We start from the raw sequence: 20,770 nt of genomic DNA on the forward strand, positions 1-20,770 counted from the left end.
TGGGCGAATTCGCCCACAGTGGCTTAAGAAATTTCGCGCCGGAACGGCGGCAACGCATTGAGGATAGCCTTGCCATAGCGTTGGGTGACCAAACGCCGGTCGAGCAAGGTGATGGTGCCCCGGTCCTGTTCGGTTCGCAGCAGACGACCGCAGGCCTGCACCAACTTCAGCGAGGCATCCGGCACCGAGATCTCCATGAACGGGTTGCCGCCCCGCGCTTCGATCCACTCGGCCAGCGCCGCTTCGACCGGATCGTCCGGCACCGAGAACGGGATCTTGGCGATCACGACGTGCTCGCAATAGGCCCCCGGCAAGTCCACACCCTCGGCGAAACTCGCCAGGCCGAACAACACGCTGGAATCACCACCGTCCACCCGCGCCTTGTGCTTGTTGAGGGTTTCCTGCTTGGACAGGTTGCCCTGGATAAACACCTGCTTGCGCCAGTCGCGGTCCAGGCCGTCGAACACGTCCTGCATCTGCTTGCGCGATGAAAACAGCACCAGGGTGCCCCGGGAGCCTTCGACCAGCTCCGGCAGGTCGCGGATGATCGCCGCGGTGTGGGCCGCCGCGTCCCGTGGGTCGGCCCTGAGGTCCGGCACCCGCAGCACGCCGGCGTCGGCATGGTGGAACGGGCTCGGCACCACGGCAGTCACGGCCTTTTTCGGCAAACCGGCGCGCATGCGGAAACGATCGAACGTGCCCAGCGCAGTCAGGGTGGCCGATGTCACCAAGGCACCGTAGGCCACATTCCACAGGTTGCGCCGCAGCATCTCGGCCGCCAGGATCGGGCTGGCGTTGACCTCGATATCGAACAGGGCGCCGCTTTCGGCCAGGGTCAGCCAACGCGCCATGGGCGGGTTGTCTTCCGGGTCTTCGACGGTGAAGGCGGTCCACAACTCCCAGTTGCCCTGGGCACGGGACAGCAGGCTGCCGAACAACGGGTACCACTCCTCGGCCTGGTTGCTGGCGATGCCGATATTGACCTCGCCATCCATGCCCTCCTTGAGCAGGTCGGTGAGTCGGGTGAACAGATCGGTCAGGCGTGAAAAGCCCTTCTTCAACTCGATGCCCATTTCGCGCATGTGCTCGGGAATCAGACCGCCGACGAAGCGGTGGCGTGGCCGCTCGCGGCCTTCCACGTCTTCGCCGGGCTTGAAGTCGGCCACCTGTTCGCAGGCGCTGAACATGAACTGCTGCTGGGTCTTGATCTCCCGCGCCAGCTCCGGCACCTGTTCGATCAGCTTGCCCAGGTCGCCGGGCAGCGGGTGTTGGGCCAGCAGCTTGGTGAGGTTCTTGGCGGTGGATTCCAGCCAATCGGCAGTGGAACGCAGCCGCGTGTAATGGGCGAAGTGGCCGATGGCCTTGTCGGGCAGGTGGTGGCCTTCGTCGAAGACGTACAGCGTGTCGCGCGGATCGGGCAACACCGCACCGCCGCCCAATGCCAGGTCGGCCAGCACCATGTCGTGGTTGGTGACGATCACGTCGACCTTGCCCATGCCCTCGCGAGCCTTATAGAAGGCGCATTGACCGAAGTTCGGGCAATGACGGTTGGTGCACTGGCTGTGATCGGTGGTCAGGCGTGCCCAATCGGCATCCTCCAGGGCAGTGGGCCAACTGTCGCGGTCGCCGTCCCACTTATTGCCGGCCAGTTTTTCGATCATGCTGGTAAATAGCTTCTGGCTGGCCTCATCGACTTCGGTCTTGAAGCCTTCTTCTTCGAACAGCTGCGCGGTGGCGGTTTGCGCGTGACCTTCCTGCAACAGCACGTCGAGCTTGGACAGGCACATATAGCGGCCACGCCCTTTGGCCAGGGCGAACGTGAAGTTCAGGCCGCTGTTGCGCATCAGGTCGGGCAGGTCCTTGTAGACGATTTGCTCTTGCAGGGCGACCGTGGCGGTAGCGATTACCAGGCGTTTACCGGCGGCCTTGGCAGTAGGGATCGCGGCCAAGCTGTAGGCCACGGTCTTGCCGGTGCCGGTGCCGGCCTCGACGGCCACGACCGCCGGTTCGCCTTCGCGGCGGCCTTCGTCGTCGGTGTCGATATCCCCGAGGACTTTTGCCACTTCGGCGATCATCAGGCGTTGGCCGTAGCGCGGTTTCAAGCTCTTGGCTTCGAGAAAACGCGTGTAGGCGCCCTGGATCGTGGTTTTGAGTTCAGTGCTGATCATGAATAGTCGGGCGCAAAAAACGCTGGATAAATTTTCAGTGGTTCGGATCGGCGGCTATCATACCCCGCTAATTAATCCCGCGCAGAACGGAGTACCGCAATGACCGTCTTTAGCCTCGCTTACACCCTGCATGTCCTGGCCGCCCTGGTGTGGGTCGGCGGTATGTTTTTCGCCTGGATGATCCTGCGCCCCGCCGCTGTGGCGGCACTTGAAGGCCCTGCCCGGCTCAAGTTGTGGGCGAATGTGTTTCAACGTTTTTTCGTGTGGGTCTGGGTGGCGGTGCTGATTTTGCCGATCAGCGGTGTCGGCCTGTTGCATCTGCGCTTCAATGGGTTTGAAACCGCGCCACGTTATGTGCAGGTGATGATGGGCCTGTATCTGGTGATGACCGCATTGTTTATCCGCATCCAGGCGTTGAAATTCCCGGCGCTGCGCACGGCGGTGGCGGCCGAGGACTGGCCGGCGGGCGCCACGGCCCTGGGGCAAATTCGCACGTTGGTGGGGATCAACTTGATCGTGGGGCTGCTGGTGGTGGCGATTGCTTCAGCGCGACCGATGTTCTAAACGGCAAGCCTGGGCTTGCCGATTGAGGTGGGGGCACGTCAGAGCCGTTCAATAGTGACGGCACCCGCCGGCCCGGCCGGCCCTGGCTGCCCTTCCAAGCCTGGGCGGCCTTTTTCGCCACCATCGGCGCGGTACACCAAACAGCCCTTGGATTGCCCGCCCTTACCCGGTTTGCCTGCCGTGCCCGCCAGGCCGCCCGGGCCGCCGTCGACCCATACCTTGATCTGCTGGGCCGGAAAGTCTTTCGGCACCTCCACTCGCACCTGCGCACCTGCCGCGCCTGGCAAGCCATCGCCGCCGTTATCGCCATTGGCGCCGCGCCCAGCCGCGCCCCAGGTGCAGCCGGGGTCTTCGCCGTTGGCGCCATCCAGACCGGCGTAGCCTTGGGCTCCGGCACCGCCACGGGCATCCACCGAGAGCTCTTCAGCCGTCAGGGCATTGATGCGCAAATTCAGGTCACGTCCGGGCTTAGCAGGTTTTTCGTGAGTGCCGGGAGCGCCGCGCGAGGTGATCTGACTGCCGTGATCCAATTGCGCATGGCGCACCTGCAATTGCAGCGCGGTGCTGCCGGGCACAATGGCGATGCGCGCGTCGCGGCCCAGGTGCAGCTCGTCCACGCTGACTTGGCTGATGGTGGCCGGAACCAGCAAGGTGCCATAGTCCGCCACGTCCAGGCGCTCCAACTGCAACACACTGGTGCTGCTGGGCAGGCGCATCAATGAGTTGGTTTCCACACTAACGCTCTGGGCCAGGGCAATGGGGCTGACCAACAGGGCCAACAGAAAAACCTTACGCATCATGGGGCTCCTGAGTGTTTTCAAATTTTTCTTTGGACGCACAGTAACGACTTCTACCGGCGCTTTGCCAGTGAAGGATCAAAAAACTTGAGAACGGAGCGATGCAGATCGGCAATGCCCCTGTGGGTCCCACAGGGGCAAGGGCTGTCAGCGGTTGATTTGGATTTCCGTACGGCGATTCAGCGCACGACCTTCGGCCGTTTTATTGTCGGCGACTGGATGGCTCTCGCCCGCCCCGGCGACCGAGACAAAACTGCTGCGCGGCACGCCGGCACTGATCAGGTATTCGGTGACCGAATGGGCGCGTTGTTCCGAGAGTTTCTGGTTGTAGGCATCTTTACCGACACTGTCGGTGTGCCCGCTGACACGCAACTGGGCGTTAGGTGCTTCCTGTTTAAGGCGCGTGGCAATGGTGTCGAGCTTGGTTTTATCCGCTGCCGTCAACTTGGCCGAATCGAATTGGAAGTGTACGTCGCGAATCACGATGGTTTCTTCCTTGACCACCACCACTTCCTCGACCACTGCTGCTTGCGGCGCGGGCGGGCAGCCATTGGCATCGACCTGCACGCCTTTAGGGGTGCCTGGGCACTTGTCGCGGCTGTCCGGCACGCCGTCGCCATCCTCGTCGCCATCGCCATGCACCCAGCAATAGGCGCCGGCCAGACCACCGACCAGCAACGCACCGCCGCCGGCCCATGACGAACTTTCGGTGGCGCCCAACGCCGCGCCTGTCACACCGCCTACGGCGGCACAGGTGGGCCAGTCGGTTTTTTGCAAGCCTGCGCAACCTGTCAATACTCCGGTTAGCAGAACCAAGGGTAGAGCTGTCCGCATGATGCTCATCTGATTTCTCCTGAGGGGATCGGCGAAGGCCGATGGATGCAGTTAAGACCGCTCTTTTCAACTGCGCCACTGCGTCACACCCCCGTATTTATTAAGGATGAGGGCTCAGCCGGGACTTTTCTCCACCACCCGCTCTAGGCCCGCACGTTCAGCCGCGCTAGTCTCTAGGGTTCTGATGTGAGGATCTGTGATGACCGCTGGTAATTCTGACCGTACACCCCAGCAAGCCCTGGCTGCCTTGCTCGACCTGCACTCGCCCCAACGCCTGCTGGTGCTGGGCGCCAGCCGGTTCCCGGCACTGGACGCTTTTGAAAAGGCGCATCCGCAGAGCCAGGTGTCCTTCGCCGCGCCCGGCGCGCTGCCCGCAGACCTGGCCGCCCAGCGTTTTGACCTGGCGCTGGTGGTCGATTGCCTGGAGCACCTGTCAAAACCGCAAGGGCTGACCCTGCTCGGCGGCATCCGCAACCTCAATGCCAGCCGCATCGCCGTGCTGGTGGACCTGGCCGCCTGCGACTGGAAGGACACTGACTTCTTCTCCCTGGCACTACAGGCCGGCGAGCGTTTCCAGCGCGACGAGCAGGTGTTGACCCTGTTCACCTACGATCTGCTTGACTATAAACAGGTGCCCGACTGGCTCAACGCCCGGTTCTGGGCCAACCCGGAAAATTTCGGAAAGTATTGGTGGTGATCCCGATGAGTACATCCATTTGCCCCTGCGGTAGCGGCAACCTGCTGGATGCCTGCTGCGGCCATTATCACGCCGGCCACCCGGCACCTTGCGCCACCGCGTTGATGCGTTCGCGCTACAGCGCCTACGTCCTGGGCCTGGTGGACTATCTGGTGGCCACCACTCTGCCTGCGCAACAGGCCGGCCTGGACCGCGAAGCCATCGCCGCGTGGAGCGCCCAAAGCACCTGGCTGGGCCTTGAAGTGGAAAGCTCCGAAGTGTTCGGCGGCCAGCCGGAACACGCGTTCGTGACCTTTACCGCACGCTGGCACGACAGCACCGGCGAACATAGCCACCGCGAGCAGTCTTCTTTCGTACAGAATGACGGGCGCTGGTACTTCATCGATCCTACGGTGCAAATCAAAGCCAGTCGCAACGACGCCTGCCTGTGCGGCAGCGGGCAGAAATTCAAGAAGTGTTGTTCCAGCTACCTCTAACCCTTACAGGACTGACGCCATGCTCCGGATATACAGCTTGATGCTGGCGTTGACCCTCGGCCTGAGCGGTTGCGCATCGTGGTTCGAAGACGATTCTCCACCGCCTCATGTTTCCCTGGTGAAGGTGGAGGTGGTGCGCGCCAAACTGCTTGAGCAGAAATTCAAGCTGTTCTTTCGCGTGGACAACCGCGATGACGACGACCTGACCGTGCGCGGCCTGATCTACAAGGTGACCTTGAGTGATTTTGTGCTGACCGAGGGCGAATCCAATGAATGGTTGACGGTGCCGCCGCGCAGCCATGCGGTGTTCAAAGTCACGGTGCGCACCAACCTCTGGCCGCAGATCCGCGATGTGGTGCAGATGCTGAAAAACCCGGACAGACCTGTGCCCTACCGCCTCGAAGGCGAACTGAAAACCGGATTATTCATCGGTTATGACGTGCAGGTGAACCACAATGGCGAGATAATCCCCGGCGATTTTATTCCGGAGCGACATCAATGACTCAGCAACCCCATGTCCATGGTCCTGACTGCAACCACGATCACGATCACCATGATCACGACCACGGCCATGTCCACGGCCCGAACTGCGGCCACGCTCACCAAGAGCCGGTGCGCAATGCCCTGAAGGACGTTGGTCGCAACGATCCTTGCCCGTGCGGCAGCGAGAAAAAATTCAAGAAGTGCCACGGCGCCTGATCGCGACGCATGACATTCGCTTGACCCTGTGGGAGGACGCCCAGCGCCTCCCACACTGTTTTGCCCCAGGCTTACGCAATTACACAACTCCTGCTTGCGTCGTTTCACCGCGCTCACTAACGTAGCGCCTTTACTGACGCTACCCCCCGCAGGAGCTTTGCCATGGCCTCGCCAGCCCTCTCACATTTTCTTCCCCGGTTCGGCGTTGCCGCGGCAGTTGCCAGTGCATTGAGCCTGGCCGGTTGCCAGCTCCAAAGCACCCAAGACACCTTGCCGCCGGTGGCCGGCGTGCAGCCCATCAAGGGCCTGGCGCAGAATGTGTCGGTGCGCCGCAATGCCCAAGGTATGCCGCTGATCGAAAGCAACACCTTCCACGATGCGCTGTTCAGCCTCGGTTACGTGCATGCCAGCGACCGCATCCAGCAGATGGTCACCCTGCGCCTGCTGGCCCAGGGCCGTCTGGCGGAAATGTCGGGGGCTGAGGTGCTGGACGTCGACCGCTTTATGCGAGCGGTCAACCTGAAAAAAAGCGCCGGCGAGTTGTATAACGCCTCATCGCCGCGCCTCAAGCGCTTCTTCGAGGTGTACGCCCGCGGCGTCAACGCCTATCTGTTCCGTTATCGCGACAAGCTGCCGCCGGACCTGGCCCACACCGGCTACAAGCCCGAGTACTGGAAACCGGAAGATTCCGCGCTGCTGTTCTGCCTGCTCAATTTCAGCGAGTCGGCCAACCTGCAGGAAGAACTGGGCTCCTTGGTGCTGGGGCAAAAAGTCGGCGTCGATAAACTTGCCTGGCTCACGCCAAGCGCGCCCGACGAGCCGATCCCACTGGCCGAAGCCGACAAACTCAAGGGCATCAACCTGGGCCAGATCACCGGTCTGGCGGGGCTGGATGCGGTCAGTCAGCAGTTGAACAGCCTCAATGCACTGGCGGTCACCACTTCAAGCAACTGGGCCATCGGCCCGCAACGCAGCCGCGCCGGCAAAAGCCTGCTGGCCAACGACTTGGCGGCGCAGCCACAGGCACCGTCGCCATGGAGCTACGTGCAGATCCGCGCACCTAAGTACCAGGCCGTGGGTGTCTCGATTGCCGGCCTGCCTACGCTGCTGTCCGGGTTCAACGGCAAAGTGGCGTGGAGCATGAGCGCGGTCAAGGGCGACACCCAGGACCTGTTCCTGGAAAAGGTCAAACGCCAGGGCAGCGCGCTTTACTACGAAAACAACGGAAAATGGCTACCTGCCGGGGTGCGTAACGAAACCTTCTTCATCAAGGGCCAACGCTCGATTCGCGAAGTCGTCTACGAAACCCGCCACGGTGCCCTGCTCAATAGCAGCCAGGCCTTGACCAGCGGTTTGGGCCTGGCCTTGCAAAGCGCCGACTTCAAAGACGACAAGAGCCTGGACGCCTTCTTCGACCTGTCGCGCGCGCAGAATGCCGGCAAAGCCTCGGACGCCACCCGGGAAATCCGCGCAATCGCCTTGAACATGATCTTCGCCGACGCCAGCAATATCGGCTGGCAGGTCACCGGTCGCTTCCCCAATCGCCGCGAAGGTGAAGGGCTATTGCCGTCGCCGGGGTGGGACGGGCGCTTCGACTGGGACGGTTACGCCGATGCCATGCTGCACCCCTATGACCAGGACCCGCCCCAAGGCTGGATCGGCACCGCCAACCAGCGCACTGCACCGCGCGGCTATGGCATGCAATTGTCCAACACCTGGGATGCCCCTGAGCGCAGCGAACGCCTGGCGCAATTGGCCAATGCCGGCAAGCATGACAGTCGCAGCCTGATCGCTATGCAGTACGACCAAACCACCCCCTTCGCCGCCAAACTCAAGAGCATGTTCCAGGCCCCAGGCATGGCTCAGCCGCTCAAGCAGGCGATCGAGGCGTTACCCGCTGCCGAGCAGGCCAAGGCCCGCGAAGCCCTGACCCGCCTGATGGCCTTCGATGGTCGCCTGGTGTCGACCTCCGCCGATGCTGCGCTCTATGAACTGTTCCTACAGGAAAGTACGCGGCAGATCTTCCTCGACGAACTCGGCCCGGAAACCAGCGCCAGCTGGAAAGCCTTTGTGAGCAACGCGCGCTTGTCCTACGCCGCCCAGGCCGACCACCTGCTGGGCCGTGAAGACAGCCCATTCTGGGACGACGTGCGCACCGCGCAGAAAGAAGACAAACCGGCGATCCTCGCACGCAGCCTGGCGGCCGCCATCACCGCCGGCGACAGCCAACTGGGTGCGGACCACAAGGCCTGGCAGTGGGGCAAATTGCACAGCACCACCTGGAAAAACGTGCAAGGCCAAGTGATCCGTGGGCCGCTGGCCAGTGGCGGCGATCACAACACCTTGAACCCGGCGCCCTACAGCTGGGGCCAGGATTTCAACACCACCCAGGTACCGGCGCTGCGCATGATCGTCGACTTCGGCCAGGCGGAACCGATGATGGGCCAAGGCGGCATCGGCCAATCCGGCAACCCGGTCAGCCCGCACTACGCCAATGGCATTGACGCGGCGCTCAAGGCGCAATACCTGAGTTTCCCGATGCAGCCACAGAACTTTGACAAGGTGTATGGCAAGACCCGCCTGACCCTCACCCCAGGCAAGTAAACGCTGCAAAATGCAAAAGGGGCTTGTTGTGGTGAGGCTGCTCACCCCAGCAAGCCTGTTCAGTGTCGAATGTCTATTGAAGTACGATCAGCCGGTTTCGCTGTTGATCATCGGTAGCCTGCTAGAACCACCAGGATCCACATGCACTTAGATAGAACTTCTGCGTTCGCCCCTGCCTCATAAGTAACAAGCCCACCTCCCCGGTCACCCCATGGACCTTGTCATCGCCCGCCCGGAAGGCCTCTATTGCCCCGCCGGAGATTTCTACATCGACCCCTGGCGCCCGGTGGAGCGGTCGGTTATCACCCACGCCCACGGCGATCACGCCCGCACCGGCAACACCCATTACCTTGCGGCCGCGCCCGGCGAAGGCATCCTGCGCTCGCGCCTGGGCCAGGACATCAACCTGCAGACCCTGCCCTACGGCGAACGCCTGGTGCACCACGGCGTGACCCTGAGCTTCCATCCCGCCGGACATGTGCTCGGTTCTGCCCAGGTACGCCTCGAATACCAGGGTGAAGTCTGGGTAGCCTCTGGTGACTATAAAGTCGAACCCGACGGCACTTGCGCGCCGTTCGAACCGGTGCGATGCCACACGTTTATCACCGAATCCACCTTCGGCCTGCCGATCTACCGCTGGCAGCCCCAGGCGCAGATCTTTGCGGGAATCAATGAGTGGTGGCGTGGGAATATCGCCAACGGCAAGGCCAGCGTGCTGTTTTGTTACTCCTTCGGCAAAGCTCAGCGCATCCTGCATGGCATCGACGCCAGCATCGGCCCGATCCTCAGCCACGGCGCGGTCGAGCCATTGAACCGGGTGTATCGCGACGCCGGCATCTATATCCCGGAGACGCTATACGCTGGCGATTTCAAGAAAAACGACCCGTTGCTGCGCCAGGCGCTGATCATCGCGCCGCCCTCCACCGGCGGTAGCACCTGGATACGCCGCTTCGGCGACTACAGCGATGCCTTCGCCAGCGGTTGGATGCGCCTGCGCGGCACCCGTAGGCGGCGTGGGGTGGACCGAGGTTTTGTGCTGTCGGACCATGCCGACTGGCCCGGCTTGTTGTGGGCCATCGAGCAAACCGGGGCCGAACGGGTGATGGTCACCCACGGTTCCGTCGGCGTATTGGTACGTCACCTGCGCGAAAAAGGCCTGGATGCCCAAGGGTTCACCACCGAATACGGGGACGATGAAGAAGAGGTCACGGCATGAAGGCCTTCGCCGAGTTGTACGCCAACCTCGACGCCACCACCTCTAGCAACGCCAAGCTCGCCGCCTTGCAGAGCTATTTCCGCCAGGCGCCGCCAGCCGACGCCGCGTGGGCGGTGTATTTCCTTTCCGGTGGGCGCCCACGGCAGTTGGTGCCGACGCGGCTGCTGCGCGACATGGCCACCGAGGCTTCGGGCATCGAACCCTGGCTGTTCGAAGAAAGTTACCAGTCGGTAGGCGACCTGGCCGAGACAATTTCCCTGCTGTTGCCAGAATCGACCTACACCTCCGAGGACGGCCTGGCGGTGTGGCTGGAAGAAAAACTGCTGCCCTTGCGCGGCCTGCCGCCGACGGAACTGGCCGAACGCTTGCCGGCGCTGTGGGCGCAACTAGATCAACCGAGTTTGATGCTGTGTATCAAACTGATCACCGGCAGTTTCCGCGTGGGCGTTTCGAAACTGCTGGTCACCCGCGCCCTGGCCGCGATGGCCGAGTTGGACAGCAAACGGGTGGCGCAGCGGTTGGTGGGTTACACCGACTTGTCCAACCGTCCTACAGCCGAGGGTTATCTGAAGCTGATCGCCGCCGAATCGTCCGACGAACACGCGCAGCGTGGCGGGCAACCGTATCCGTTTTTTCTGGCCCATGGCCTGGCGCAACCGGTGGAGCAGTTCGACGCCCTGCTCGGCTCCCCCGCCGACTGGCAGGTGGAATGGAAGTGGGACGGCATTCGCGCGCAAGTGGTCAAGCGCGAGGGGCGCCTGTGGGTCTGGTCCCGTGGTGAGGAACTGGTGACCGAACGTTTTCCGGAGCTGCATGCGCTGGTCAGCGGTCTGCCGGATGGTACGGTGATCGACGGTGAGATCGTGGTGTGGAAGGACGCGGTGCAACCCTTCGCCCTGCTGCAACAGCGGATCGGTCGCAAGACCTTGAGCAAAAAAGTCCTGGAGGACGCGCCAGTGGCAGTGCTCGTCTATGACCTGCTGGAGCACCAGGGCGACGATTGGCGCAACCATTCCCAAGCCGAACGCCGCGCGCAGTTGGAGCAGGTAATCGCACAGTGCAACCAACCGGTGCTACTGCCCTCGCCGCTGTTGACGGGCAGTACTTGGCAGGACTTGGCCCGGCAACGTGAAGACTCCCGCAAACTGGGGGTGGAGGGCATGATGCTCAAGGCGCGCGACGGCCTCTACGGCGTGGGCCGCACCAAAGACATGGGCGTGTGGTGGAAGTGGAAGGTCGATCCGTTCAGCGTCGACGCGGTATTGATCTACGCCCAGCGCGGCCACGGCCGACGCGCCAGCCTCTACAGCGACTACACCTTTGCGGTGTGGGATGGGCCGCCGGGCAGCGAGCGCACCCTGGTGCCATTTGCCAAAGCCTATTCCGGGCTGACCGATGAAGAAATGCGCAAAGTCGACGCCATTGTGCGCAAGACCACCGTGGAAAAATTTGGCCCGGTCAGCAGCGTGACGCCGAGCATGGTGTTCGAGCTGGGCTTCGAGGGCATCGCCCTGTCCAAACGCCACAAAAGCGGAATTGCGGTGCGGTTTCCGCGGATGCTGCGTTGGCGCCAGGATAAACACGTGGAAGACGCCGATAACCTCGGCACCTTGCAAGACCTGCTGAACTGAGCCCCATCACCCAAAATGGTGCATTGAAAAATCGATGCCCATTTTTGGGCATCTCCTACACTCACATCGCCACCTTCTTGCCTTTTAAAACGCTCATTCGGAACTATGGTGCAGAAATTGCTACTTGGGATCCGTCTGACACCGTTCAGTAACAGTCCTAATCGCGCCACAAGCGCTTATCTTGGTTTCAAGGGATTACATAATGAAAAAAGCATTGCTGACCCTTTCTGCACTGGCTCTGTGCATGGCCGCCGGTACCGCGTTGGCCAAGGAATACAAGGAATTGCGTTTTGGTGTCGACCCGTCCTACGCACCGTTCGAATCCAAGGCAGCCGACGGCAACCTGGTGGGCTTCGATATCGACCTGGGCAATGCCATCTGTGCCGAGCTGAAGGTCAAGTGCAAATGGGTCGAAAGTGATTTCGACGGCATGATTCCGGGTCTGAAAGCCAATAAGTTCGACGGCGTGATTTCGTCCATGACCGTGACCCCGGTGCGTGAGAAAGCCATCGACTTCTCCAGCGAACTGTTCTCCGGCCCGACCTCACTGGTATTCAAGAAAGGCGCAGGCTACTCGACGCCGGAATCCCTCAAGGGCAAATCGGTAGGCTATGAGCAAGGCACCATTCAGGAAGCCTACGCCAAGGCGGTACTGGATAAAGCCGGTGTGACCACCAAGGCCTACGCTAACCAGGACCAAGTGTATGCCGACCTGACTTCCGGCCGCCTCGACGCTTCGGTGCAAGACATGCTGCAAGCCGAACTGGGCTTTTTGAAGTCGCCAGCAGGCGCCGGCTATGAAGTCAGCGCGGCTATCGACGACCCTCTGCTGCCGTCCAAAACCGCCATCGGTATCAAAAAAGGTAACACTGAGCTGAAGGCCCTTTTGGATAAAGGTATCAAAGCGTTACACGATGATGGCACCTACGCCACCATCCAGAAGAAACACTTTGGCGATCTGAACCTGTACAGCGGCAAATAATGCCTGGGGCGCCCCTGGGTTTGCAGGGGCGCTTTTTTATCGCCATAGGTCCCGATTTATGTTCGAAGAACTGTTGCAAACCCTCGGGCTGAGCGCACTCAGCCTGAAGGGTTTCTGCCCGCTGTTGCTGCAAGGCACCTGGATGACCATCAAGTTGTCGGTACTGTCCCTGGCCGTCAGCGTGTTGCTGGGTTTGCTCGGCGCCAGCGCCAAACTGTCCAGCCTGCCCTTTTTGCGCATCCCCGCGCAGCTCTATACCACCCTGATTCGCGGCGTCCCCGACCTGGTGCTGATGCTGCTGATTTTCTATAGCCTGCAAACCTGGCTCACCGGCCTGACCGACTTTATGGAATGGGAATACATCGAGATCGACCCATTCAGCGCCGGGGTGATTACCCTGGGCTTTATCTACGGTGCTTACTTCACCGAGACTTTCCGCGGCGCGATCCTCGCCGTGCCCCGCGGCCAACTGGAAGCCGCCACCGCTTACGGGCTCAAGCGCGGCCAGCGGTTTCGCTACGTGACCTTCCCGCAGATGATGCGCTTTGCCCTGCCGGGCATCGGCAATAACTGGATGGTGATGCTCAAGGCCACCGCGCTGGTGTCGATCATCGGCCTGGCGGACCTGGTCAAGGCCGCACAGGATGCCGGCAAGAGCACCTACCAACTGTTCTACTTCCTGGTACTGGCCGCGTTGATCTACCTGCTGATCACCAGTGCCTCCAACTTTGTCCTGCGCCGTCTTGAACGCCGCTACTCCGCTGGCGCCCGGGAGGCCGTGCGATGATCGAACTCTTGCAGGAATACTGGCGCCCGTTTCTGTACAGCGACGGCCAGCACATCACCGGCCTGGCGATGACCATGTGGCTGCTCAGCGCTTCACTGGTGATTGGGTTTCTGGTGTCGATCCCGCTGTCCATCGCCCGCGTCTCGCGCAACCCGCTGGTACGTTGGCCGGTGCAGTTCTACACCTACCTGTTTCGCGGTACGCCGCTTTATATCCAGTTGCTGATCTGCTACACCGGCATCTACAGCATTGCCGCAGTCCGCGCGCAGCCAGTGTTGGATGCGTTTTTCCGCGATGCGATGAACTGCACCATCCTGGCCTTCGCCCTCAACACTTGCGCCTACACCACGGAGATTTTCGCTGGGGCGATCCGCAGCATGGCCCACGGCGAGGTCGAAGCGGCCAAGGCCTATGGGCTCAGCGGTTGGAAGCTCTACGCGTACGTGATCATGCCGTCGGCGCTGCGTCGTTCGCTGCCGTACTACAGCAACGAAGTGATCCTGATGCTGCACTCGACCACCGTGGCTTTCACTGCGACGATTCCCGACATCCTCAAAGTGGCCCGGGACGCCAACTCGGCGACCTTTATGACGTTTCAATCATTCGGCATCGCCGCGCTGATCTACCTGACCGTGACCTTTGCCCTGGTCGGTCTGTTTCGCCTGGCGGAGCGGCGCTGGCTGGCCTTTCTCGGCCCCAGCCACTAAGGAGCCTTCATGCGTCATCGGATTCACGAACTGATCGCGCCGGTGCCCGGCACGGCGCGGCAGATTCACAGTTTTCACTTCGGCCCGGAACACGCCGAAGGCAAAGTCTACGTCCAAGCGTCGCTGCATGCCGACGAGTTGCCGGGCATGCTGGTGGCCTGGCATTTAAAGGCGCGCCTGGCCGAGCTGGCCGCCGCCGGGCGCCTGCGCAGCGAAATCGTGTTGGTGCCGGTCGCTAACCCGGCGGGCCTGGAACAGGTGCTGATGGACACCCCGCTGGGCCGCTACGAGCTGGAGAGCGGGCAGAACTTCAATCGGCTGTTTGTCGACCTCGGTGATGAGGTGGGCAATCAGGTCGAAGCCTTGCTTGGCGACGATCCGCAGCACAACGTGCAAGTGATCCGTGCCGCGCTGCTCTCCGCCCTGGCCGGCCAGGGCGCCGCGACCCAGTTGCAATCCCAGCGCCTGGTGTTGCAACGCCTGGCGTGCGATGCCGACCTGGTGCTGGACCTGCACTGCGACTTCGAAGCCGTGGCGCACCTGTACACCACGCCGCAAGCCTGGCCGCAGGTGGAGGCGTTGGCACGTTACCTCGGCTCGGAAGCCAACCTGCTGGCTACGGATTCGGGCGGACAGTCGTTCGACGAATGCTTCACCCTCGTGTGGTGGCAGTTGCAGCAGCGCTTCGGCGCGCGGTTTCCGATCCCCATGGGCAGCATCGCGGTGACCGTCGAACTGCGCGGCCAGGGCGACGTCAACCACGGCCTGGCCAGCCTCGACGCCCAGGCGATCATCGATTACCTGATCCGCTTCGGTGCCATCAACGGCCAGGCCTCGCCGTTGCCCGACCTGCCTTACCCGGCCACGCCACTGGCAGGCGTAGAACCGGTAGCCACGCCAGTGGGCGGCTTGCTGGTGTTCGCCGCCCTGCCCGGCGAATATCTGGAAGCCGGGCAATTGCTGGCCGAAATCATCGACCCCATTACCGACCGCGTAACGCCCGTGCACTGCCGCAAAGCTGGCCTGCTTTACGCCCGTTCGCTGCGCCGCATGGCCACTGCCGGGATGGTCATCGGCCATGTCGCAGGCACCGAGGCCTACCGCAGCGGCTATCTACTTTCGCCTTGAGGATGCACGCCCCATGTACAAATTGACCGTTGAAGGCCTGCATAAAAGCTATGGCGACAATGAGGTGCTCAAAGGTGTCTCGCTCAAGGCCAAGACCGGTGACGTGATCAGCCTGATCGGCGCCAGCGGCTCGGGCAAGAGCACCTTCCTGCGCTGCATCAACTTTCTGGAAACCCCCAACGACGGCGCCATGACCCTCGACGGCCAGCCGATCCGCATGGTCAGCGACCGCCACGGCATGCGCGTGGCCGACGACGCCGAACTGCAACGCTTGCGCACCCGGCTGGCGATGGTGTTCCAGCACTTCAACCTGTGGAGCCACATGAGCGTGCTGGAGAACATCACCATGGCCCCGCGCCGGGTGCTGGGTTGCAGCAAAAAAGACGCCGAAGACCGCGCCCGCCGCTACCTGGACAAAGTCGGCCTGCCGGCCCGCGTAGCCGATCAATACCCGGCGTTTCTTTCCGGCGGTCAACAACAACGTGTCGCCATCGCCCGCGCATTGGCGATGGAACCGGAGGTGATGCTGTTCGACGAACCCACCTCGGCCCTCGACCCGGAACTGGTGGGCGAAGTGCTGAAGGTGATCCAGGGCCTGGCCGAGGAAGGCCGCACCATGATCATGGTCACCCATGAAATGAGCTTCGCGCGCAAAGTGTCCAGCCAGGTGCTGTTTCTGCACAAAGGCTTGGTGGAGGAGCAAGGCGCGCCGGAAGACGTGCTGGGCACCCCCAAGAGCGAGCGTCTGCAACAGTTCTTGAGCGGTAATTTGAAGTAAACCTTTGTGACGCCTGGAGGGTCTGTGGAATAAGCCCTCCAGAGCGTCAGCCACCGCATGGCAAAACCCCACGACTTCGCCAGGCAATGGTTCGCCGCCAAAGGCTGGAAGCCATTCGCCTTCCAAAAAGCCGTGTGGACGGCGGTCAAGGAGGGAAATTCCGGCTTGCTGCATGCCAGCACCGGCGCCGGCAAGACTTACGCACTGTGGTTTGCCGCGCTCAATCGCTTCGCCATTACGCGCCCGCCGGCCACCGGCAAACGTAAGCCACCGGCCGAGCCGCTGACGGTGTTGTGGATTACGCCGATGCGCGCCCTCGCCGCCGACACCGCGCGCGCCTTGGAAGCGCCGCTGGCAGCGTTGCAAATCCCGTGGAGTGTCGGCCTGCGCACCGGCGACACCAGTAGCGCTGAGCGCGCCCGACAAACCCGTCGCCAGCCGACCACACTGGTCACCACCCCGGAAAGCCTGACCCTGATGCTGGCCCGCGCCGACAGCGAAGCCAGCCTGGCCCATGTGCGCATGGTGGTAGTGGATGAATGGCACGAACTGATCGGTAACAAACGCGGGGTGCAGTTGCAACTGGCCTTGGCACGCTTGCGCCGTTGGCATCCTGACTTAATGGTGTGGGGGATTTCCGCGACGCTGGGTAATCAATCCCACGCCTTGGAAGTACTGGTGCCACAAGGCGGCGGGATCAATGTGCGGGGGCAAACGGCCAAGGCGCTGCACGTCGACACGTTGCTGCCGCCGGTGTCCGAACGCTTTCCCTGGGCCGGGCATATCGGATTGAAAATGCTGCCGCAGGTGGTGGCCGAGGTGGACGCCAGCAGCAGTTGCCTGGTGTTCACCAACACCCGTGCACAGTCGGAAATCTGGTACCAGGCCCTGCTCGATGCGCGGCCGGATTGGGCCGGGCTGATTGCTTTGCACCACGGTTCGCTGTCCCGCGAGACCCGTGATTGGGTCGAACGGGCGCTCAAAGACGGGCAGCTCAAGGCGGTGGTGTGCACCTCCAGCCTGGACCTGGGGGTGGATTTTCTGCCGGTCGAGAGGGTGTTGCAGATCGGCTCGGCCAAAGGCGTGGCGCGCCTGATGCAGCGTGCCGGGCGGTCCGGCCACGCCCCGGGGCGGCCGTCCCGAGTGACGCTGGTGCCAACTCACAGCCTTGAACTGATTGAAGCGGCGGCGGCTCAGGACGCGATCGCCGAGCGCCGCATCGAAGCCCGCGAATCGCCCTACAGACCCTTGGATGTACTCGTACAGCATCTGGTAAGCATGGCTTTGGGCGGTGGCTTTATGCCCGCGTCGTTGCTGGAGGAAGTGCGCGGCGCCTGGGCCTATCGCGACCTTACTGACGCCGACTGGGCCTGGGCCCTGGGTTTTGTGCGCCACGGCGGCTTATCGCTGACGGCCTATCCGGACTACCGCCGCGTGGAGCCCGACGAACACGGCATCTGGCGTGTACCGGATGCACGCTTGGCCAGGCGCCATCGCATGAGCGTGGGCACCATCGTCAGCGATGCAAGCATTCAGCTGAAATTCTGGAGCAAGGGCGGCGGCGGCAAGAACCTGGGCAGCGTCGAGGAAGGCTTTATCGCCCGGCTCAAACCTGGGGATGGCTTCTTGTTTGCCGGGCGTTTGCTAGAGCTGGTGCGGGTGGAAAACATGACTGCCTATGTACGCCGCAGCAACGCCAAAAAAGCCGCCGTACCGCGCTGGAATGGCGGGCGCATGCCGCTTTCCAACGAACTGGCCCAGGCCGTGGTGGAACGTTTCGATGCTGCCGCCCATGGCCACTTCGACGGCCCGGAAATGCGCGCCGTGCAGCCGTTGCTACAGACCCAGTTGCGCTGGTCGGGCCTGCCGACACGCGAGCATTTGTTGGCCGAAGCGCTGAAGTCACGGGAGGGTTGGCACCTGTTCCTCTACCCGTTCGCGGGGCGCCAAGTGCATCTCGGCCTGGCCAGTTTGCTGGCTTGGCGCGTCAGCCAGGGGCAACCCGTCACCTTCTCCATTGCGGTCAACGACTATGGCTTGGAACTGCTCAGCGCTACACCCGTGGATTGGCCGGCACTGTTGAATTCTGAGCTGCTGAGCCCGGATAACCTGCTGGAGGATGTGGCGGCCAGCTTGAACGCCGGTGAACTGGCCCTGCGCCGCTTCCGCGAGATCGCCCGTATCGCCGGGCTGGTGTTCGCCGGCTACCCCGGCGCGCCGAAAAGCACCCGGCAGGTGCAGGCTTCCAGCGGCTTGTTCTTTGAAGTGTTCAAGCAGTATGACCCGCACAACCTATTGCTGGCCCAGGCTGGCGAAGAAGTATTGCGAGACGAGTTGGACATCCGCCGCCTGGAAGCGGCGTTGAGACATCTTTCCACCCTGACACTGGACCTGCACGTAATCGAACGGCCCACGCCCCTGGCTTTTCCGCTACTGGTGGAGCGGATGCGCGAAAGCATGAGTTCGGAAAAACTCTCGGAGCGCATCGCGCGGATGGTCAAGGATTTGGAAAAAGTCGCGGATAACGGGAAAACTTGATGTATTGCGAAGTGCAGCTTGAAGGCGAAACGTTATGGCTGCTGGCGGAGAAAGCTATCTACTGGCCAGCGCGCAATTGCCTGCTGATCGCCGACGCGCATTTTGGCAAAGCGTCGGCCTATCGCAGCCTGGGGCAACCGGTGCCCCAAGGCACCACCACCGACAACCTGGCGCGACTGGACCGACTGCTACAAGCATTCGACTGCGCGCAGGTGATCTTCCTCGGCGACTTCCTGCACGGCCCCGGCTCCCATGCCAGCGGCACGCTGAGCGCCCTGCGAGCATGGCGCGCCCAGCATCGCGAGCTGCCCATGACGTTGATTCGCGGCAATCACGATAAGCGTGCGGGTGATCCGCCGGCCGACCTCGGCATCGAGGTGGTAGCAGAACCGTTGCTGATGGGACCGTTTGCCTTGCAACACGAACCGGACGCTCATCCCAGCCACCACGTACTGGCAGGTCATGTGCATCCGGTATATCGCTTGCGCGGCAGGGGGCGCCAGAGTCTGCGCTTGCCCTGCTTTCAGCTCGGGCCGCGGGTCAGCCTGCTACCCGCGTTCGGGGCGTTTACAGGAGGCTACGGGGTGGAACCGGACGCCAACTACCGGATTCTGGTGATTGGCGATCAGGAGGTATGGTCTGTCAGATGATGCAGGCCAACCCTTAAGGCCTCAGGCAACGGGCGCGGGTGGTGGCTCGTCCGGAAGTGTAGGCTCACCGGGCTCGGTGGGCTGTTGGTAATCCGGTTCAGGTTGGCCGGGGATGCCGCCCGCATAGGCAGGATCTGCCATCAGGGACCAGGCCAGAACGCCAATTTGATTGGGTTCCAGCCGTGCGAGTTCTGCGCTGATTCGGGGGTCGATCTTCATAAAGTACTCCTCAAGCGTGGCCCGACACACTTCACACGTGTCGGGGCAGTACACCCAATAGAGTCACTTTCTTCAGACTAATTCCCTTTACGTGTAGGAGCTTTCGATCAAGCGCGCGGCAAGGTGACGCCAAGCTGACCCTGATACTTGCCGCCACGGTCCTTGTAGGACACTTCACAGGCCTCGTCGGATTGCAGGAACAGCATCTGTGCCACGCCTTCGTTGGCGTAGATTTTTGCCGGCAATGTGGTGGTGTTGGAGAACTCCAGGGTCACGTGGCCTTCCCACTCAGGCTCAAGCGGGGTCACGTTGACGATGATGCCGCAGCGCGCGTAGGTACTTTTACCAAGGCAGATGGTCAGCACGTCGCGAGGGATACGGAAAAACTCCACGGTGCGCGCCAGGGCGAAAGAGTTCGGCGGAATGATGCACACGTCGCTCTTGATATCGACGAAGCTCTTTTCATCGAAGTTTTTCGGATCGACGGTTGCCGAATTGATGTTGGTGAACACCTTGAATTCATCGGCGCAACGCACGTCGTAGCCATAGCTGGAAACACCATAGGAGATCAGGCGTTCGGCGCCTTCGCCACGCATCTGGCGCTCGACGAAGGGTTCGATCATGCCGTGCTCTTGCGCCATGCGGCGAATCCACTTGTCCGATTTGATGCTCATGGCGGGTGTCCTGAATAGCGAGGTGGAAAAATTCTGTGGGGCATCTTACCGGTGCCGGCGTTGGGGTTCAAAGGGCGTGGGGGTTTTCTTGACGAAAGCGGGCCTCTTCATACGCTCCAGCCAGCGGGGCTGGGCCCCACGCTACTGGGTCGGGTGACTGGAAATATCACCGCCAGTCACGAAATTGGAGAAACCTTCGGAAATATCATTGGCACGTTCCGGAAAAAGGGTTAAGGTGGCGCCACTGTGCTGCTTGTGTCACTGAGAATCTCTACACGATATGTTGAATTTCGATCCAACCATCTCCAAGAATTTTTCCTGCTCTTTGCACTCAGTCTCGGCCAGGGCTTTTCCTGAGTCGCAGTTAACTTTGTCCAAGGAGATACACCATGTCTAATCGCCAAACTGGTACCGTTAAGTGGTTCAACGATGAAAAAGGCTTCGGCTTCATCACTCCACAATCCGGTGACGACCTGTTCGTTCACTTCAAAGCTATCCAATCCGACGGCTTCAAAAGCCTGAAAGAAGGCCAACAGGTTTCTTTCATCGCTACCCGCGGTCAGAAAGGCATGCAAGCTGAAGAAGTTCAAGTTATCTAACTTGTACTGACTTAGTCGAAAA

21 protein-coding genes are annotated in these 20,770 nt (G+C 61.8%); 16 read left to right on the forward strand and 5 right to left on the reverse strand.

The genetic code is table 11. The features are described 5' to 3' along the window. Positions 1-23 precede the first annotated feature (23 nt). Positions 24-2,168: an ATP-dependent DNA helicase DinG gene (gene dinG, locus ABX75_RS04530; RefSeq protein WP_047881529.1), complete on the reverse strand. Its 2,145-nt coding sequence runs from the start codon at positions 2,166-2,168 to the stop codon at positions 24-26. Between the two features lie 99 nt (positions 2,169-2,267). Here dinG and ABX75_RS04535 point away from each other — a divergent pair, with 99 nt between their 5' ends. Then, positions 2,268-2,732: a CopD family protein gene (locus ABX75_RS04535; protein ID WP_034137267.1), complete on the forward strand. Its 465-nt coding sequence runs from the start codon at positions 2,268-2,270 to the stop codon at positions 2,730-2,732. Between the two features lie 38 nt (positions 2,733-2,770). Here the strand turns inward: ABX75_RS04535 and ABX75_RS04540 are convergent, their stop codons facing one another. Next, on the reverse strand, positions 2,771-3,529 hold the full coding sequence (locus ABX75_RS04540) for a collagen-like triple helix repeat-containing protein (RefSeq protein WP_047881530.1): 759 nt from the start codon (positions 3,527-3,529) through the stop codon (positions 2,771-2,773). Between the two features lie 147 nt (positions 3,530-3,676). Next, on the reverse strand, positions 3,677-4,372 hold the full coding sequence (locus ABX75_RS04545) for an OmpA family protein (RefSeq protein ID WP_034096277.1): 696 nt from the start codon (positions 4,370-4,372) through the stop codon (positions 3,677-3,679). 190 nt (positions 4,373-4,562) lie between these two features. Here ABX75_RS04545 and ABX75_RS04550 point away from each other — a divergent pair, with 190 nt between their 5' ends. From ABX75_RS04550 to pdeM, 14 genes are all read left to right on the forward strand, one after another. Next, positions 4,563-5,060, forward strand: a complete 498-nt coding sequence (locus ABX75_RS04550; RefSeq protein WP_034096276.1) for a DUF6231 family protein — start codon at positions 4,563-4,565, stop codon at positions 5,058-5,060. Positions 5,061-5,065: 5 nt separating this feature from the next. Beyond that, positions 5,066-5,536, forward strand: coding sequence for a YchJ family protein (locus tag ABX75_RS04555; RefSeq protein ID WP_034137478.1), 471 nt, complete (start codon positions 5,066-5,068; stop codon positions 5,534-5,536). Between the two features lie 19 nt (positions 5,537-5,555). Continuing rightward, positions 5,556-6,038, forward strand: a complete 483-nt coding sequence (locus ABX75_RS04560; RefSeq protein ID WP_047881531.1) for an LEA type 2 family protein — start codon at positions 5,556-5,558, stop codon at positions 6,036-6,038. Beyond that, positions 6,035-6,235, forward strand: coding sequence for an SEC-C metal-binding domain-containing protein (locus tag ABX75_RS28265; RefSeq protein WP_003189235.1), 201 nt, complete (start codon positions 6,035-6,037; stop codon positions 6,233-6,235). Before ABX75_RS04560 ends, ABX75_RS28265 begins: the two co-directional genes overlap by 4 nt. A 162-nt stretch (positions 6,236-6,397) precedes the next feature. Then, entirely contained in the window at positions 6,398-8,839 is a 2,442-nt protein-coding gene (locus ABX75_RS04570) for a penicillin acylase family protein (RefSeq protein WP_047881532.1), read from the forward strand. A gap of 211 nt (positions 8,840-9,050) precedes the next feature. Further along, positions 9,051-10,055: a ligase-associated DNA damage response exonuclease gene (locus tag ABX75_RS04575; RefSeq protein ID WP_047881533.1), complete on the forward strand. Its 1,005-nt coding sequence runs from the start codon at positions 9,051-9,053 to the stop codon at positions 10,053-10,055. After that, entirely contained in the window at positions 10,052-11,686 is a 1,635-nt protein-coding gene (locus ABX75_RS04580; RefSeq protein ID WP_047881534.1) for an ATP-dependent DNA ligase, read from the forward strand. Before ABX75_RS04575 ends, ABX75_RS04580 begins: the two co-directional genes overlap by 4 nt. A gap of 202 nt (positions 11,687-11,888) precedes the next feature. Then, entirely contained in the window at positions 11,889-12,668 is a 780-nt protein-coding gene (locus tag ABX75_RS04585; protein ID WP_047881535.1) for a transporter substrate-binding domain-containing protein, read from the forward strand. Positions 12,669-12,726: 58 nt separating this feature from the next. Then, a complete protein-coding gene (locus ABX75_RS04590; RefSeq protein WP_047881536.1) occupies positions 12,727-13,455 on the forward strand; it encodes an ABC transporter permease in 729 nt (242 codons plus the stop codon). Then, positions 13,452-14,162 carry an ABC transporter permease gene (locus ABX75_RS04595; RefSeq protein ID WP_034096271.1) on the forward strand — a complete coding sequence of 237 codons (711 nt, stop codon included), beginning with the start codon at positions 13,452-13,454 and terminating at the stop codon, positions 14,160-14,162. The genes ABX75_RS04590 and ABX75_RS04595 overlap by 4 nt, the downstream gene beginning before the upstream one ends. A gap of 9 nt (positions 14,163-14,171) precedes the next feature. Further along, positions 14,172-15,290, forward strand: coding sequence for a succinylglutamate desuccinylase/aspartoacylase family protein (locus ABX75_RS04600; RefSeq protein ID WP_034096270.1), 1,119 nt, complete (start codon positions 14,172-14,174; stop codon positions 15,288-15,290). 13 nt (positions 15,291-15,303) lie between these two features. Further along, the gene (locus tag ABX75_RS04605; protein ID WP_047881537.1) at positions 15,304-16,068 is read left to right on the forward strand and encodes an ABC transporter ATP-binding protein; all 765 of its coding nucleotides are present in this window, start codon (positions 15,304-15,306) and stop codon (positions 16,066-16,068) included. 57 nt (positions 16,069-16,125) lie between these two features. Then, positions 16,126-18,606, forward strand: a complete 2,481-nt coding sequence (locus ABX75_RS04610; RefSeq protein WP_047881538.1) for a ligase-associated DNA damage response DEXH box helicase — start codon at positions 16,126-16,128, stop codon at positions 18,604-18,606. Next, the gene (gene pdeM, locus ABX75_RS04615) at positions 18,606-19,256 is read left to right on the forward strand and encodes a ligase-associated DNA damage response endonuclease PdeM (protein WP_047881539.1); all 651 of its coding nucleotides are present in this window, start codon (positions 18,606-18,608) and stop codon (positions 19,254-19,256) included. Before ABX75_RS04610 ends, pdeM begins: the two co-directional genes overlap by 1 nt. Before the next feature lie 21 nt (positions 19,257-19,277). Here the strand turns inward: pdeM and ABX75_RS04620 are convergent, their stop codons facing one another. After that, a complete protein-coding gene (locus ABX75_RS04620) occupies positions 19,278-19,475 on the reverse strand; it encodes a hypothetical protein (protein ID WP_034096267.1) in 198 nt (65 codons plus the stop codon). A 107-nt stretch (positions 19,476-19,582) separates the two neighbouring features. Next, positions 19,583-20,149 (reverse strand): dCTP deaminase, encoded by a 567-nt coding sequence (dcd, locus tag ABX75_RS04625; protein ID WP_034096266.1) that lies wholly within the window; start codon positions 20,147-20,149, stop codon positions 19,583-19,585. Between the two features lie 389 nt (positions 20,150-20,538). Here dcd and ABX75_RS04630 point away from each other — a divergent pair, with 389 nt between their 5' ends. Beyond that, the gene (locus tag ABX75_RS04630) at positions 20,539-20,748 is read left to right on the forward strand and encodes a cold-shock protein (protein WP_002554837.1); all 210 of its coding nucleotides are present in this window, start codon (positions 20,539-20,541) and stop codon (positions 20,746-20,748) included. Positions 20,749-20,770 lie beyond the last annotated feature (22 nt).

Origin of the sequence: Pseudomonas sp. ARP3 (assembly GCF_001029595.1) — a bacterium.
In the GTDB taxonomy this organism is placed as follows: domain Bacteria; phylum Pseudomonadota; class Gammaproteobacteria; order Pseudomonadales; family Pseudomonadaceae; genus Aquipseudomonas; species Aquipseudomonas rhodesiae.

What these genes read in the sequence shown, in the direction of transcription:
- dinG (WP_047881529.1), bottom strand. Translation starts at nt 2,168, where the DNA reads ATGATCAGCACTGAACTCAAAACCACGATCCAGGGCGCCTACACGCGT.
- ABX75_RS04535 (WP_034137267.1), top strand. Translation starts at nt 2,268, where the DNA reads ATGACCGTCTTTAGCCTCGCTTACACCCTGCATGTCCTGGCCGCCCTG.
- ABX75_RS04540 (WP_047881530.1), bottom strand. Translation starts at nt 3,529, where the DNA reads ATGCGTAAGGTTTTTCTGTTGGCCCTGTTGGTCAGCCCCATTGCCCTG.
- ABX75_RS04545 (WP_034096277.1), bottom strand. Translation starts at nt 4,372, where the DNA reads ATGAGCATCATGCGGACAGCTCTACCCTTGGTTCTGCTAACCGGAGTA.
- ABX75_RS04550 (WP_034096276.1), top strand. Translation starts at nt 4,563, where the DNA reads ATGACCGCTGGTAATTCTGACCGTACACCCCAGCAAGCCCTGGCTGCC.
- ABX75_RS04555 (WP_034137478.1), top strand. Translation starts at nt 5,066, where the DNA reads ATGAGTACATCCATTTGCCCCTGCGGTAGCGGCAACCTGCTGGATGCC.
- ABX75_RS04560 (WP_047881531.1), top strand. Translation starts at nt 5,556, where the DNA reads ATGCTCCGGATATACAGCTTGATGCTGGCGTTGACCCTCGGCCTGAGC.
- ABX75_RS28265 (WP_003189235.1), top strand. Translation starts at nt 6,035, where the DNA reads ATGACTCAGCAACCCCATGTCCATGGTCCTGACTGCAACCACGATCAC.
- ABX75_RS04570 (WP_047881532.1), top strand. Translation starts at nt 6,398, where the DNA reads ATGGCCTCGCCAGCCCTCTCACATTTTCTTCCCCGGTTCGGCGTTGCC.
- ABX75_RS04575 (WP_047881533.1), top strand. Translation starts at nt 9,051, where the DNA reads ATGGACCTTGTCATCGCCCGCCCGGAAGGCCTCTATTGCCCCGCCGGA.
- ABX75_RS04580 (WP_047881534.1), top strand. Translation starts at nt 10,052, where the DNA reads ATGAAGGCCTTCGCCGAGTTGTACGCCAACCTCGACGCCACCACCTCT.
- ABX75_RS04585 (WP_047881535.1), top strand. Translation starts at nt 11,889, where the DNA reads ATGAAAAAAGCATTGCTGACCCTTTCTGCACTGGCTCTGTGCATGGCC.
- ABX75_RS04590 (WP_047881536.1), top strand. Translation starts at nt 12,727, where the DNA reads ATGTTCGAAGAACTGTTGCAAACCCTCGGGCTGAGCGCACTCAGCCTG.
- ABX75_RS04595 (WP_034096271.1), top strand. Translation starts at nt 13,452, where the DNA reads ATGATCGAACTCTTGCAGGAATACTGGCGCCCGTTTCTGTACAGCGAC.
- ABX75_RS04600 (WP_034096270.1), top strand. Translation starts at nt 14,172, where the DNA reads ATGCGTCATCGGATTCACGAACTGATCGCGCCGGTGCCCGGCACGGCG.
- ABX75_RS04605 (WP_047881537.1), top strand. Translation starts at nt 15,304, where the DNA reads ATGTACAAATTGACCGTTGAAGGCCTGCATAAAAGCTATGGCGACAAT.
- ABX75_RS04610 (WP_047881538.1), top strand. Translation starts at nt 16,126, where the DNA reads ATGGCAAAACCCCACGACTTCGCCAGGCAATGGTTCGCCGCCAAAGGC.
- pdeM (WP_047881539.1), top strand. Translation starts at nt 18,606, where the DNA reads ATGTATTGCGAAGTGCAGCTTGAAGGCGAAACGTTATGGCTGCTGGCG.
- ABX75_RS04620 (WP_034096267.1), bottom strand. Translation starts at nt 19,475, where the DNA reads ATGAAGATCGACCCCCGAATCAGCGCAGAACTCGCACGGCTGGAACCC.
- dcd (WP_034096266.1), bottom strand. Translation starts at nt 20,149, where the DNA reads ATGAGCATCAAATCGGACAAGTGGATTCGCCGCATGGCGCAAGAGCAC.
- ABX75_RS04630 (WP_002554837.1), top strand. Translation starts at nt 20,539, where the DNA reads ATGTCTAATCGCCAAACTGGTACCGTTAAGTGGTTCAACGATGAAAAA.